The 13,727-nt window shown below is 66.1% G+C and carries 9 protein-coding genes; 3 read left to right on the top strand and 6 right to left on the bottom strand.

The genetic code is table 11. From position 1 onward, the window contains the following. Positions 1-139 precede the first annotated feature (139 nt). Positions 140-814 carry a GntR family transcriptional regulator gene (locus RJ1_RS34295; protein ID WP_073366901.1) on the top strand — a complete coding sequence of 225 codons (675 nt, stop codon included), beginning with the start codon at positions 140-142 and terminating at the stop codon, positions 812-814. A 9-nt stretch (positions 815-823) separates the two neighbouring features. Here RJ1_RS34295 and RJ1_RS34290 read toward each other — a convergent pair whose 3' ends face one another. The 5 genes from RJ1_RS34290 to RJ1_RS34270 all read right to left on the bottom strand — a co-directional run bounded on the left by RJ1_RS34290 (position 824) and on the right by RJ1_RS34270 (position 9,412). Further along, positions 824-2,254 (bottom strand): aldehyde dehydrogenase, encoded by a 1,431-nt coding sequence (locus tag RJ1_RS34290; RefSeq protein ID WP_073366907.1) that lies wholly within the window; start codon positions 2,252-2,254, stop codon positions 824-826. Between the two features lie 133 nt (positions 2,255-2,387). Beyond that, entirely contained in the window at positions 2,388-3,509 is a 1,122-nt protein-coding gene (locus tag RJ1_RS34285; RefSeq protein WP_073366900.1) for an NDMA-dependent alcohol dehydrogenase, read from the bottom strand. Continuing rightward, entirely contained in the window at positions 3,503-5,776 is a 2,274-nt protein-coding gene (locus RJ1_RS34280) for a hydantoinase B/oxoprolinase family protein (RefSeq protein WP_073366899.1), read from the bottom strand. The genes RJ1_RS34285 and RJ1_RS34280 overlap by 7 nt, the downstream gene beginning before the upstream one ends. A 16-nt stretch (positions 5,777-5,792) precedes the next feature. Beyond that, positions 5,793-7,895 (bottom strand): hydantoinase/oxoprolinase family protein, encoded by a 2,103-nt coding sequence (locus RJ1_RS34275; RefSeq protein WP_073366898.1) that lies wholly within the window; start codon positions 7,893-7,895, stop codon positions 5,793-5,795. A 371-nt stretch (positions 7,896-8,266) separates the two neighbouring features. Beyond that, a complete protein-coding gene (locus RJ1_RS34270; RefSeq protein ID WP_073366897.1) occupies positions 8,267-9,412 on the bottom strand; it encodes an FUSC family protein in 1,146 nt (381 codons plus the stop codon). A 321-nt stretch (positions 9,413-9,733) separates the two neighbouring features. Here RJ1_RS34270 and RJ1_RS34265 point away from each other — a divergent pair, with 321 nt between their 5' ends. Then, the gene (locus RJ1_RS34265; protein ID WP_378379211.1) at positions 9,734-12,097 is read left to right on the top strand and encodes an arylsulfatase; all 2,364 of its coding nucleotides are present in this window, start codon (positions 9,734-9,736) and stop codon (positions 12,095-12,097) included. Here the strand turns inward: RJ1_RS34265 and RJ1_RS34260 are convergent. Then, positions 12,094-13,170, bottom strand: coding sequence for a M48 family metallopeptidase (locus tag RJ1_RS34260; protein WP_073366895.1), 1,077 nt, complete (start codon positions 13,168-13,170; stop codon positions 12,094-12,096). The two genes, RJ1_RS34265 and RJ1_RS34260, sit on opposite strands and share 4 nt — an antisense overlap. Before the next feature lie 103 nt (positions 13,171-13,273). On the opposite strand from RJ1_RS34260, the gene RJ1_RS34255 reads away from it, so the two are divergent. Continuing rightward, positions 13,274-13,717 carry a helix-turn-helix transcriptional regulator gene (locus RJ1_RS34255; protein WP_143048912.1) on the top strand — a complete coding sequence of 148 codons (444 nt, stop codon included), beginning with the start codon at positions 13,274-13,276 and terminating at the stop codon, positions 13,715-13,717. The last annotated feature ends 10 nt before the right edge of the window (positions 13,718-13,727 follow it).

Here is a 13,727-nt window from a genome sequence, read left to right as displayed (position 1 = left end):
GGCCGCTGTGCGGTACGAAGACATGCACGTCGACTACGCCCACATCAAAACCGCCCACGAGATCCTCGCCTACGCACGCAGTCTGAGCCGGGCTGCCCACTGATCAGGCCCATCCGACACCGGAAAGATGCCACCGACGATGCTCGATCACACAGCCTCCGCGCTCCAGCAACTGCCCGACGAAGTGGCCTCCTATGTACGGAAGATGATCCTTGCCGGGAAGGTGCGACCAGGAGAGTTCGTACGCATCGAACGGATCGCGGAGGCTGTCGGAGTAAGCACTACACCCGTCCGCGAGGGACTTCTGAAACTCTGCGGTGAGGGTTTGGTAAAGACGGTCCCTCGCCGGGGCTATGTCGTTGCTCCATTCACCAGACAGGATGTGCGCGACCTCTTCTGGGCACATGCGCTGCTGGCCGGTGAACTCGCCTCGCGAGCCGCCGAGATCATCGCCCCTACCGACCTCGACGAGCTCGTGACCATTCTCCAAGACCACCAGAAGGCGATCGCCCACGGTGACGCCGGCGATGTCGCCGCACTCGGGCACGCCTTCCATCGCAGGGTCAACGCCGCCGCCGGCTCTCCTCGGCTTGTCCGGCTCCTGGGTTCGGTCACTGCGAACCTGCCGAACCTCTACGACGCCCAACTCTCGACCACACAGGAGGCGCGCCTGCTTTCCGCTCTGCGCAAGCGCGCCGGCAGGTTGGCCAAGACGCTCATGGAAACCCACATCCTGGACGGAGCCGATCACATGATCGCGGAACTCGATCGGCGTGGTCTGTGGACCGACTTTGCGGTGGCCGAGGCGGTGTGAGCGGCTGTCTCAGGCGCTTCGAAAAATCGTCTTCAGCTCGAGATAGGCATCGAGGCTCCCCGGCCCGAGCTCGCGGCCCACACCGCTTTGCTTCACCCCACCGAACGGTGCCTCCACCGGGAACGAGGCCGTGTTGACCCCGACGGTCCCGGTGACGATCCGCCGCGCGACATCGGTCGCATGCTGCGTGTCGGGGGAGAACACGCCTCCGCCGAGCCCGAACTCCGAGTCGTTGGCGATATCGATGGCGTCATCCTCGCCGTCGTAGGGGATCACCACGATCACTGGGCCGAACACCTCCTCGCGGGCGATGCGCATGTCGTTCGTTACGTTCCTGAACACGGTCGGCTCGACGTAGAAACCGCGGGGGAACCCGGCCGGCCGGCCGCCGCCGACCACTACTTTGGCGCCTTCCTGCCGGCCGAGTGAGATATAGGATTCGACGATCTGCCGCTGCCGTTCGCTGACCAGCGGCCCGAAGGACACACTGGGGTCGGTCGGGTCGCCGAGCGGGATTCGGCTCAGCGTGGAGCCCACCATGTCGACGACTTCGTCGTATCGCGAACGAGGAGCCAGTACCCGGGTGAGCGCACGGCATGTCTGACCCGTGTTCGGTGCGCACGCCGACGCGACGAACGGGGTGAACGCATCGAGGTTCACGTCGTCCAGCAGGATCGCGGCCGACTTCCCGCCCAGTTCGAGCGTCACGCGTTTCAGGTCGGCGGCGCACGCCGCCGCGATTGCCTTTCCCGCGGCGGTCGATCCGGTGAAGGCGATCTTGCGGACACGTGGATGACCGACGAGCGCCGCACCGGTCTCCCGCCCACCGGTGACAACGTTCACGACTCCGTCGGGAATTCCTGCGTCCGAGAGTAACTCGGCGAAGAGGAACGCATCGAGAGAGGTCTCCGGCGAGGGTTTCACCACCGCCGTGCAGCCGGCGGCAAGCGCGGGACCGACCTTCCAGGCAAGGAGTGGTTGGGGGCCGTTCCACGGCGTTATCGCACCGACAACGCCGACCGGCTCTTTTTGTACCAATGCATCCCCGAAGGATGTCTGCAAGCGCTCCTCCACCACCAACTCGTCGGCCAGCGAGGCGAAGTACCGGTAGTAGACCGGAACCTGGCTTTGCATCGCCCGCGACACGCTGATGGGTGTGCCGTTCTGCCGGGTCACCACCGTCGAGATTTCCTCGATCCGGTTCTCGAACGCATCTGCCAGTCGACGCAGGTGGTTCGCCCGATCAGCCGGGGCGATGCGCGCCCAGTCGGTTGCCGCCTCGACGGCAGCGTCGACGGCACCGTCGATGTCTTCGCCGCTCCCATTGGCGATTGAGGCGAACTCCTCCTCCGTTGCCGGGTTGACGACAGCGATCCGGCCGGATGATTTCGACGGTCGTAATTCGCCGCCGATGAAATGGCAGTCCTGAGCGGTGGTCATGATGCTCGTCTCCTTCATGTCGAGCGCCCGCGCGGAGCGTCTGCAATTCTTCTCACGGTTCGCCGGCGATCGTCAATGATGACGATCGCCGGCTTCCCGGTTGTGTACACCTGACGCGCAACTTCGCTTGTGATCAGGGGGCGTGGATGATCACACCGCGAAGGTTATGGCCGGCCCGCAGGTCGTCGTAGCCCCTCGCGATGTCGTCCAGGGTGTAACGGGTGGTGATCAACTCGTCCAGCGCAAGCGTCCCCCTGCGGTACATCTCCAGCTGCGCCGGAATGTCAGCGATGGGTGCGCTGGCGCCGAAAAGGGAACCTTGCATACGCTTCTGGTACAGCGTGAGCTCGTGGAGGTTGATGTCTCCGTCGCGCACGAAGGTGTCCCCCAGACCGGTCAGGACGCAGGTCCCACCCTTGCGGATGGCCGCCAGGCCTTCACCTACGTGCTTGCCCGTGACCACACCGACGGTGACGATCGACGCGTCGGCGCCCTGTCCGTTCGACATCGAGCGTGCGAGCTCGGTGGCTTCCCCGATGTCCGACACAGCATGGGTGGCACCCAGTTTCAGCGCCGACTCGCGCTTGAACTGGACCGGATCGACGGCAATCACCACGTCGGCTCCGGCGTGAGCGGCGCCCTGCACCGCGTTGATCCCTATTCCGCCGACGCCCATCACAATGACGATCTGCCCGGGCCGCACCTGAGCCGAGTTCACCGCCGCACCCCAACCCGTACCGACGCTGCAACCGGTGAGACACGCGACCTCCAGTGGGATCGACGGATCGATCTTGATCGCGGACTTCGTCGCCACGGTCGTGTACTCGCAGAAGGTCGACAGGCCCGCCATCTGCCCGACCGGCCGGCCGTCCAGGGAAAGCCGGAACGACGTCGAGTCGTCGAAACGGGCGCCCGTGCCGATGGATGCTCCGAGATCGCACAGGTTCTGCATGTCGTGCGAACAGAACCAGCATCGGCCGCAGACCGGCAAGAAGGAGAAGACGACGTGGTCGCCCTCTGCGAACCCTGTGGTCTGGGGACCGACGGCTGCCACGATGCCGGCACCCTCGTGCCCACCCGCGAAAGGCAGGATCGGGGCCTGCTGATCGCCGGTTGCGAAGTGGTCGTCGGAGTGACACAAACCGCTCGCCACCATCTTCACCTGGATCTCTCCCGGTCGGGGATCGTCCAGCTCCAGCTCGACCACCTCGTAGTTGCCCGGAACCTCCCGCAGTACCGCACCCCGCGTCAGCATGGTGCCAACTCCTTGTCGTGGATCGGCGCAGCGCCGGCGAGAGTGAGTTCGGTCTCCAGCAAAGTTGCACAGCCAGGGCAGACGTACTGGCGGAACACGATGTCGGTGGCGTCGATGTAATTCGAGGGAGAAATCCAGACCCGGTCGGTGTCGCCCAGGGGCGTCTCGACGGCATGACATCCCAACTTGTAATTTTCCTCGGGGCCGCCGAGGTGGTGTCCACACCGGGCGCAGTCGCTGGCGCCGACCGGGTCGAGGGCGATGTTCTCGTCCAGCCAGCGGTGTCCGGCCTGCAGCCGTGGTGGGGCGGGGGCAGGCTTCGGCCCGAATCCGAGCCTTGCACCGCGCAATTCGGCACGCCGCGCCTCGGTCGCGTCGACATCCACGACGCCGCCGGTGAGGACGGCGCCGTACACATCCCGTGCGTGCTGCTCGGTGATCGCGCCCTCCTGCAGGTCGCTGTCCACCGCACCGAGGTCTCGTTCGAGGGGGTCGCCGAAGCCGCCGCCGCCGAACCATCCGATCGCGAGCACGTCGTCGAGTCCGATGTGCAGCATTCCGCCCTGCGACGGTGGCCATTCGAGGTCATCGCTGATGTCGTGCTCGCTGCGAGGGATGTCGGACGACGCGTACCGCTGCCAGATGTCGGTGTCGCGCGCGAGTTTGTAGTACCCCGTCTTGGATGGCCAGCCACCACACAGGCCTGCGCCTGAGGGTACGGCGACGCCGGATGTGTAGCACATGTTGAACAGCGGTGCGGCGGTGTCGTACGCCATGATCGCGGAACGGCCGCCGTTGCCGCCGCGGAATCGGCCCGGCCCGCCACTGTCGGGCAACTCGTCGCGATACAGCCACAGCAGCGGCTCGTGCCACTCCTGTGTTTCCACGTTCGCGATCTCGCACGAAGGGCTGAGCATCATTCCCGCGACGTCGTCGCCATCGGCCCAGGCACGCGCTCCGATACCGCCCGCCGCCTGGTCGAGCGACAGTGCGAGCGTCGGGCTGCCGTCCTTGTTCAAACCGCCGATCAGCTGAAAGATCCATGCCGGCGTGGAGACGGCGAGGAGATTCGCTTTGTACTGCGGGCAGGCCGCCAGCATCTTGGAGATCAATGCCGTGGCCGCATTGACGGCGCTCCAGGCAGCTTGCGTGGTACCACCGCCCACTGATGCCGGGAACTCCGCGGCGAGGATGGTTCCTTGCGTGAACCGGAACTCGACGGCGCGCAGGATCGCGCCGGGCGCCCACGGCAGGTCGGGACACAGCAGCGGCAGGACCGCGCTCATGATGCACGCCTCGGTGAGAGTGCGGGTGCTGTTGACCGCACCACTCTGCTCGGCGACCTCGCGCAAGTCGAAGACCAGACTATCGTCTTGCTTGTGCATGGTGACCGGGATTTGGTAGACCGACCGGTCACCGACGCCGGCACTGTCCCACAGCACCATATGCCGCCACGTCCCGTTCGGTAACTCCTGGAGACGGTGCCTGAATCGCGCCTCGGTGGAGTCGAGAATCTGCTGGATCACAAGCGCTACCGTGTCGCCTCCGTAGGCGGCGACGACGTCGTGGATCCGTTGTTCGGCAACGGTGGTCGCCGCCAATAGTGATCGCAGGTCGAGCGCGGCCGACAACGGCAGCCGGCTCCGTCGCAGGAACATATCTTCGATGTCTTCCCGGATTTCGCCGTTCTCGACGATCTTCACCGGCGGGATCGGGAGGCTCTCGCTGAACACATCCTCTGCGTCCGGGATCAGGCTGGACGGGTAGCGCCCACCGAGGTCGAGGAAGTGCAGCGTCGCGCCGACCCAGGCGAACAGTTTCCCGTCGACGAAGATCGGGCGAAGGATGGCGGTGTCACTCTGATGTGCTGCGCCTACCCACGGATCGTTGACGAGAAACGCGTCGCCCTCCCGGATGCCGGGATTCTTACTGCGGTGTTCCAGGGTCCATTGGATCAGCCGCTGCACCACGGTGCCGTGCATGCTGATGTAGGAGCCCAGGGCGAACAGGTCTCCGCGGGGGTCACCCAAGACGGTATTGAAGTCGGCGGCTTCGTTGGCGACAGGCGATCCGGAAACCTTGCGTATAGTTGTCGCGGCCTCGTCGTTGATCTGTGTGAGCTTGTGCGAGATCACCGCGTAGGTGACCGGGTCGACCGGGGTGTCGTCCGACGGGGTGTACAAGCGCAGGCTGGCGTCGATCGTGAGGTCGGTGGCGAGTTTGGCGGTGGACTGGAATTTGTCCGCGCCGGGGATGGTCGTGGTCATGGGTTTTCCTCGTCGCTCAGGAATTGGAGATGAGGTAGTTGCCGTACTCGTCGACGACGAGCCGTTGGTGCGGATGGACAGCGCATGTGGTGGTGGGTAGTTCGACGACGGCGGGGCCCTCGATCTGCGAACCGGCGCGTAGCCCGTCGGCGCGATAGATCGGGGTGGTGACGGTTCCCTGCTCCTCGTACCAGTAGATCGGTCTTGCCCCGGCCGGTTCCGGACGATGGTCCTCGTGAACTGTCTGCTTGTGCAGGGCTGCTTTGCGTCGCCGGCCGTAGGCCTGCACGCGGAAGTTGATCCACTCGATCCCCGCGGCGCTGAACCCGCTTCCCTTGCCGAACAGCTGCTCGTACCTCGCTTCGAACTCGTCGACGATCTGCGCGACGGTTACGTCGCTGATCGGACCCGGCGGGATCGGCACCACCACCTCATTGGTCTGCATCACATAGCGCAGCTCACCGAAACGCTCGAACACGCGGTCGGCCTCGGCCACCCCATCCAGCGAAAGTTGGTCGTCGGCCTGCTGTTCGAGTTCGGCGAACACCGCGGCCGTGACGACAGGATCGAAGGGTGCCCGTTGCGGGCTGGACTGCTCATGGGTGTGGTGAATGTCGGCGTTGGCGATCCCCCAGGCGGAGAAGACCGAGGCAAGTTCGCCGCCGGGCACCACCATCGACCGTGCGCCGAGCTTCGCTGCGTACGAGGTGCCGTGCAATGGCCCGCCACCGCCGTAGAGGAAAACGCTGAACTCGCGCGGATCATGTCCGCGCTCCACGGTCATCTGCCGAACGAGATCGGCCATGTGATTGTCGGCGATCTCGACGATCGCAGCGGCGGCCTCCTCGGCACCCATTCCCAGCGGATCGGCGATGTTCTCCTTGATCGCCAGCCGTGCAGCCTCGACATCCAGCCGGATGCTGCCTCCGAGGAAGTAGTCGGGGTCGATGAACCCGAGGACCGCGTCGGCGTCGGTGACAGTCGGTTCGGTGCCGCCGTTGCCGTAACAGACCGGGCCCGGCCGCGCGCCCGCGCTGTCGGGTCCGACGCTGAGCAGGCCGGTCACCGGGTCGACCCGGGCGATGCTGCCACCGCCTGCACCGATCGAAACCACATCGACCACAGGCAGATACAGCTCGTGCTGGTGGACGACGGCGGTGGGGGTCAACACGGGCGTGTGGTCCACGAGCAGGCCGAGGTCGAACGTCGTCCCGCCCACATCCGTGCAGATGACGTTGGGGAGACCCATCGCCGCGGACAGGATCTTCGCTCCGAGTACTCCTCCTGCGGGTCCCGATCCGATCAGGTTCACCGGCCGGTTCGTGGCTTGCGCAGCTCGGTCGAGGCCGCCGTTGCCCTGCATCACCAGCAACTGACCATCCTCGAGTCCCGAGTCCACGAGGCGATCGTTCAGGTCCGTCAAGTGCGCGGTCGCCACCGGCGCCATCGCGGCGTTGTAGGCCGTGGTGGTCATCCGCTGGTATTCCCCCAGCTTCGGGGCGATTTCGCTGGACAAGGTCACCGGCACGCCGGGCGCCATCTCATGGGCGATGTCGCGGATTCGGCGCTCGTGGACGTCGTTGCGAAATGACCACAGCAGACATACCGCCAGCGATTCCATGCCGAGGTCGAGCAGCCGGGCAATCTCGGAGCGGACGGAGTTCTCGTCCAGCGGGGCCAGAACGTGCCCCTTCCAGTCGATCCGTTCCCGGACCTCACCGATGAACTTGCGACTACTGGGCACGAGTAGATCGGGCTTGCGGCGTTTGGCGTAGTGCCGGAGGCCTTCAGCTGAGAAACCGTTGGTACGGCTGGTGGCTCGGGCGATGGACAGCGTGCGTGCGAATCCCTGAGTTGTGAGAATGCCTGCTTCGCCTGCCTTCCGGGTGGCGATGGCATTGACGACGATCGTGGTGCCGTAGAGGAACGCATCGATGTCGGCCAGCAAGCGGCCCTGCTTGTCGACCTTCGCGGTGGCGTCGCCGACGCTGTCGATCACCCCGTCCACGAACTCGGGGGGCGTCGACGGGCGCTTGCCGATCGTGACCGCGCCCGCATCGTCGATCAGGACCGTATCGGTGAACGTGCCGCCGGTATCTGTGCCTAGGGAATAACTCATTGTCTTGTAGTCCTTTTCGCTGCCGGGGTGCGTCGAGGTGCCGCGGAGGCGGAGTCCGGTTCAGCAAGGTCAGCTGCGCGACGCTGGCCCGCGATTCTGTGCGATCGCCCTGGACCGGTACTCACACAGGACAGCCTGCGTGAATGAGATGCGCATCACACGCGTACAAATACCCGCATTCCTACCTGTACGCACGCGACTCGTTCGGCGCTGTAGGGCCATCGCCGCCGAACCAACCCGATCGGTCGCTCTGCCGGCAAGGTCGTGCGGGGCAGTTCCGTCACTCGAAGAAGAGGACTCGACGATGCGATTGATTTCCCTCGCCGGTCTCGGTTCGACCGACCTCGCCGAGGGGTGGACTTATGCTGCCTCTACGCGGCATCCGCGTACCGGGCGGGACGCGGCAGCATGGGCCGGCACACGGCGCGCGGGATGCCGCACACTTCGAAGAAGTCGATGACGATCGACCGGACTTGCGCGGAGACGACTGCCGAGGAGAAGCCCGCCGAGACGGCCTGTTGCGGCAGGGCGCGCGCGAATCGTTCGAGTTCGTCGCCGATCTGGATTTCGTTGGGTTTCTTCGCGGGAGTCGCGAGAATCATCAGCCGCATGCGGTCGGCGATGTTCGCGAGTTCGGAGACGGCGTCCGCCAACTGCGGGTCGATTCGCTCGCCGTCGTACGTGGCGATGAGCGCCCGCCGCACGAGGACCCGGGTGTTGCGTGCGGCGTTGTCGATCGGGTCGGCGATCGATGCCAGCCGGCCGATGCGGCGGCGTCCCCGCCAGTGGATCGGCGAGATTCGTGCCACCTCGGATCCGGAGCGGAGCTCGACGCGCATGCTGTCGATGGTCGACTGCGTCGAACGGGCCAGTGCGAGAGCGTCCTCCAGTGCAGAGATGTCGCCCGCCGCGAGCCCCTTCGACGACTGCCGGAGAGCGGCGCCGACACTGTCCAGCACGGCGGCGGCGCAGCGGCGCGTCCGGCGCACGGGGTCGGTGGGCAGCACGGACAGCGCGACCAGGCTGAGCGCACCCCCGATCAACGCGTCCACGACGCGGTCGAACGGGTGAGCGGCGGTCGCGGATGCCATCGCCGCAACCAGTGCCGCCGACGAACCCGACTGCAGGACGATGACCGAACCACCGTCGAGGAGCACCGCCAGAGACATGGCCACCGCCACCACGAGGCAGATCTGCCACGGACCGTTTCCGATGTACCGCACGACGACGTCCGACACGATCGTTCCGATGGTGACACCGGCGATCAGTTCGCCGGCCCGGCGGCTGCGGGCACCCCGCGCGACGCTCAGGCACACCACCGCCGCCAACGGGGCCAGCAGCGGTTGCTCGTGACCGGCCACCTCGACCGACACCCACCACGCCGCCCCCGCGGTGACCGCCGTCTGCGCAATCGGCACCAGGTACCCCGCGAAGCGAAGCAATGACGCGCGCACGGACGGCAGTGCGGTGGAGCCGACCCTCCGGAGAAAGTCGAGTATCGAGATGAGCTGGAGCACAGTGGTACAGCTTTCTGGACGGTCACACGTGGGCAGGAGCACATTTTCTTACGCCTGCCGACACCGACGACCGTCGGTGGACAAGCCTTCGCAAAGCTTGTCCTGGATTTCTTACGCACGTGTAAAAGTCGCCGCTTTCATAGCGCAGATCACGTTCCGAGGCCTCCTCGGCGCGACGCAGGTCACAACCGTCCCTGCCGAACATGCTTTGAAATCCACGTGATTCAAACCACTCGAAGGTCTCGCGGGCGACCGTACTATTTCCCCCAATACATGGGGAAACCCTCCCCGTGAGTGAAGGGATTTGCGCGCGTGCCCGAAGTGGGAAGTAACGGAACCGGCGGTATCGACGGCGAGCAGCAGCTCCCTCCGGGCGCGCGAGGGTACGACGGATTCGGCGGACATGTCGGGCGGACGAGCGCAGAGTCGACGCCGTGGTGGACGCCGGAGACGAAGGCCCCGGCGGGCGCGCCGAACATCGTGGTCATCCTCATCGACGACATGGGCTACTCGGACATCGGACCGTTCGGCTCCGAGATCGAGACCCCCAACCTGAACCGGCTCGCCGACAGCGGTTACCGACTGTCGAATTATCACACCACCTCGGTGTGCTCACCGGCTCGCGCGGCGCTGCTCACCGGTCTGAACCCGCACCGCGCCGGCTACGGCAGCGTGGCCAACTTCGATCCAGGCTTCCCTGGACTGCGGATGGAACTCGCCGACGACGCGCTCAGCCTCGCGGAGATTCTGCGCGCGAACGGGTATGCCACCCACGCGATCGGCAAGTGGCATCTCGCGCGCGACACCAACCTCGCGCCGGGCCGCACCCGCGACTCCTGGCCCCTGCAGCGCGGATTCGACAGCTACTACGGCTCGCTCGAAGGGATGAATTCGTTCTACTACCCGAACGAGTTGATCTCCGACAACTCTGTGGTCGACGTCGAGGAGTATCCGTCGGATTACTACGTCACCGACGACATCACGGACAAGGCCGTCGCCCGCATCAAGAGCCTGCGCGCCCACGATGCCGACAAGCCGTTCTTCCTGTACTTCTCGCACATCGCGATGCACGGACCACACCAGGCCAAGCCCGAAGACCTGGCCAAGTACCGTGGCCGCTACACCGAGGGCTGGGACGCAGTGCGACGCAGCCGCTTCGACGCACAGCTCGAGGCAGGGTTCTTCCCGCCCGGCACCCAGATGGCCGAACGCAACACCGAACCCGGTTTCGACGCGCCGCCGTGGGACGAGCTCACCGAAGAGGAGCAGTTGCGGTTCGCCCGGTACCAGGAGGTCTACGCGGCAATGGTCGACAGCATCGACCAGAGCGTGGGCCGGGTACTCGACACCCTCGACGAACTCGGCGAGACCGACAACACGATCATCGTGTTCACGTCCGACAACGGTGGCACGGCAGAGGGTGGCGCAGCGGGAACACGCTCGTACTTCAGCCAATTCGTGCACGGGCCGGTCCCGTCGGACTGGGTGCGCGACGTTCCGCACGACGAGGAACTGATCGGCTCGGAGAAGATCGGCGTCCACTACCCGCGCGGCTGGGGGCAGGCGTCGAATACCCCGTTCCGGTTCTACAAGGGTCAGACGTTCGCCGGTGGTGTGCGGGTGCCGTTCCTGCTGTCCTGGCCGGCCGGACTCCGGCGGGCCGACGGTGATACCGGACTGCGCAAGCACTACTCGTACGTCACCGACATCACCCCGACCCTGCTCGATCTCGCCGGGCTCGTGACTCCGAGCCACCGGAACGGACTTCCCGCTCAGGAGCGTGACGGTGTCAGCATCGCCGACGTCCTGCGCGACGCCGCGCAGCCCACACCCCACACGGAGCAGTACGCCGAGTTCGGTGGTCACCGCGGGTTCTACCGGGACGGCTGGAAACTGCTGTCGCTGCACACTGATCCGACCCGGGTCGACGATCCGCAGTGGCAGCTGTTCGATGTCGAAGCCGACCCGGCCGAGACGACGGACGTCGCGGATCTCTTCCCCGAGAAGGTGCGCGAACTCGCCGAGGCGTGGGATCGGGCGGCATGGCACAACACCGTGTTCCCGATCCTCAACGACCGCAAGGCCGTGCAGCGGCGACCCGACGAGCGTCGCCTCGCGGAGCCGGCGAAGATCCTCGCGGGCACGCCGACGCTGGAGCGCTATCGGTCCAGTGTGCTGATCCAGTACCGCGACTTCACCATCGACGTCGTCACCCACGCGATCGCCGCGGGCGACGAAGGGGTGCTCGTCGCGCACGGTGACCCGCACGGCGGGTACGTGCTCTACGTCGAGGACGGCCGGATCGTGTTCGCGGTCAACAGCTACGGCCGTGTCGCGCACACCTCCGCGCCCCTCGGTGCGGATGTGGTCGGCGTGCAGGTGCGGGCGGAGGCCACCGAATCCGTCCGATGGAACTTCACCGTCGCGCTCACCGACTCGGCCGGGGTCACCACCGACGTCGCCACCCTCGACGACCAGTTCCAGCTGGTCGGCATGGCGCCGTGGACCGGTATCTCGGTGGGCGTCGACGCCCGCGGACCCGTCGTGTGGGATCTGCGGGAACGACGCGGGACCTTCCGATTCACCGGCCGACTGCGGTCGGTCACCTACACCCCCGGCCCCGTGCGGGTGCCCGAACCGGTCATTCAGGAGGTCGAGGAGCTGGCCGAGGCGATGGCCGACTAGCCGTCCGAATCCTTCGTGCCGTCGGAATTCCTGCGCCAGTGCGTGAAGCGCTCCTTGATGTCGGCAGCGACGTCGCCGACCCCGTTGCCGACGGCGTCGACGGTGGTGCCCAGTCCGCTGCCGATCTCGCGGAGCATGCGGATCAGCGGGTCGTTCGATGCGTCGAAGTTCTGTTTGTACGACTTCGCGGCCTTGCGGAACTCCTCGCTGATCTTGGCGTCGTCGTCCTCACCGCGGCGCGGATACTCGCCGCGCAGGATCGCGGCGTAGGCGCCGCTGTCCACCCACTTCTTCAGCTCGGCGGCGCGCAGTACGGAGAAGGGGTGGGTGAGCAGTTCGATGTTGAGGAGCTTGAGCACTCCGTCGCGCAGGTCGCCGCTGGCGTCGTACTCGGCGGCCTGGGCCAGGAAGGCGTCGGTGTCGATCTCGCTGACCCGTGAACCGCCGGCCAGTTTCAGCTGCACCCGCAGCGCTGTGTGGACGTCCTGCCCACACAGCAATCCGGCCCGGTCACCGGACAATTCCGATTTGCGTTGCCACTCCAGGAGAGCAGCGATGATCGCGCGCAGCGCCCACCCACCGATGGGGATCCAGCCGATGGTCCCGGCAAGCCGCATCAGGTGCATGAGGATCGTGCGATACACCGCGTGCCCGGACAGCGCGTGACCGAGTTCGTGGCCGATGATGAACCGCTGCTCCTCGTAGTTCATCACGTCGAGCAGCCCGGTGGTGACGACGATGAACGGCCGGTCCATGCCGATGGTGAAGGCGTTCACGGCGGGGGTCTGCAGCACGAACAGTTCGGGTGTTTCGTCGGCGCCCAGAATCCGGACGCAGTCGCTGCGGAGGTCGTGGAGATCGGTGAATTGCCGCTCGTCGACCCGGACCGACGTGGCCAGGTACATCAGCCGGTGCTGACGCTCCTGCAGCAAACCGGAGATGGTGCGAAAGACGGTGTCGAAACCCTTCAGCGTGCGCAGGGTGACGAGCGCGGCGCGGTCCGCGGGATGCTCCCACGCACGCGAGCTGATGTCCGGGAATGCCGTGCGGACGCGGTCTGGTGTGCTGGTCAAGTCGTCCCCCTGTATCGGTGCGTCGAGCTCTCTTCGTCAGAGTAGTGGGGCCGATCGCCGACGACGCTGGGCAACTCCGGCGCGACGTGGCACGATCGCGTGTGTGACCAGCAGACCTGCCGAGCCGCAGTACCTGCGCGACCTCGCGCGGCTGCGCCGCGTTCGCGACCGGATCGACCGTGAGTACGCGCAGCCGCTGGATGTGGAGGCGCTCGCCCGCGACGCGCACATGTCGGCCGGGCACCTGAGTCGCCAGTTCCGGCTCGCGTACGGCGAGTCGCCGTACGCCTATCTGATGACGCGGCGCATCGAGCGCGCGATGGCGCTGCTGCGGCGCGGCGACCTCAGCGTTACCGAGGTCTGTTTCGAGGTCGGCTGCGCATCACTGGGCACCTTCAGCACGCGTTTCACCGAGTTGGTCGGTGTGCCGCCCAGCACCTATCGGCGCGATGCGGCGCGGGCGACCGCGGGGATGCCGTCGTGCGTCGCGAAACAGGTGACAAGACCGATCAGGAATCGAGAAGCACAGGTCGCGGGCCGCAACTAACGTGGCGTTC

The organism is Rhodococcus jostii NBRC 16295 (assembly GCF_001894825.1).
Taxonomy (GTDB): domain Bacteria; phylum Actinomycetota; class Actinomycetes; order Mycobacteriales; family Mycobacteriaceae; genus Rhodococcus_F; species Rhodococcus_F jostii.
The sequence above is the reverse complement of the archived record's forward strand: the minus strand, read 5'-3'. Positions and strand labels throughout refer to the sequence as shown.

Excerpts from the sequence above, each read along its gene's own strand:
- RJ1_RS34285 (WP_073366900.1), bottom strand. The coding sequence starts at position 3,509 with ATGCTGACGCGGGGTGCGGTACTGCGGGAGGTTCCGGGCAACTACGAG.
- RJ1_RS34275 (WP_073366898.1), bottom strand. The coding sequence starts at position 7,895 with ATGAGTTATTCCCTAGGCACAGATACCGGCGGCACGTTCACCGATACG.
- RJ1_RS34280 (WP_073366899.1), bottom strand. The coding sequence starts at position 5,776 with ATGACCACGACCATCCCCGGCGCGGACAAATTCCAGTCCACCGCCAAA.
- RJ1_RS34290 (WP_073366907.1), bottom strand. The coding sequence starts at position 2,254 with ATGACCACCGCTCAGGACTGCCATTTCATCGGCGGCGAATTACGACCG.
- RJ1_RS34295 (WP_073366901.1), top strand. The coding sequence starts at position 140 with ATGCTCGATCACACAGCCTCCGCGCTCCAGCAACTGCCCGACGAAGTG.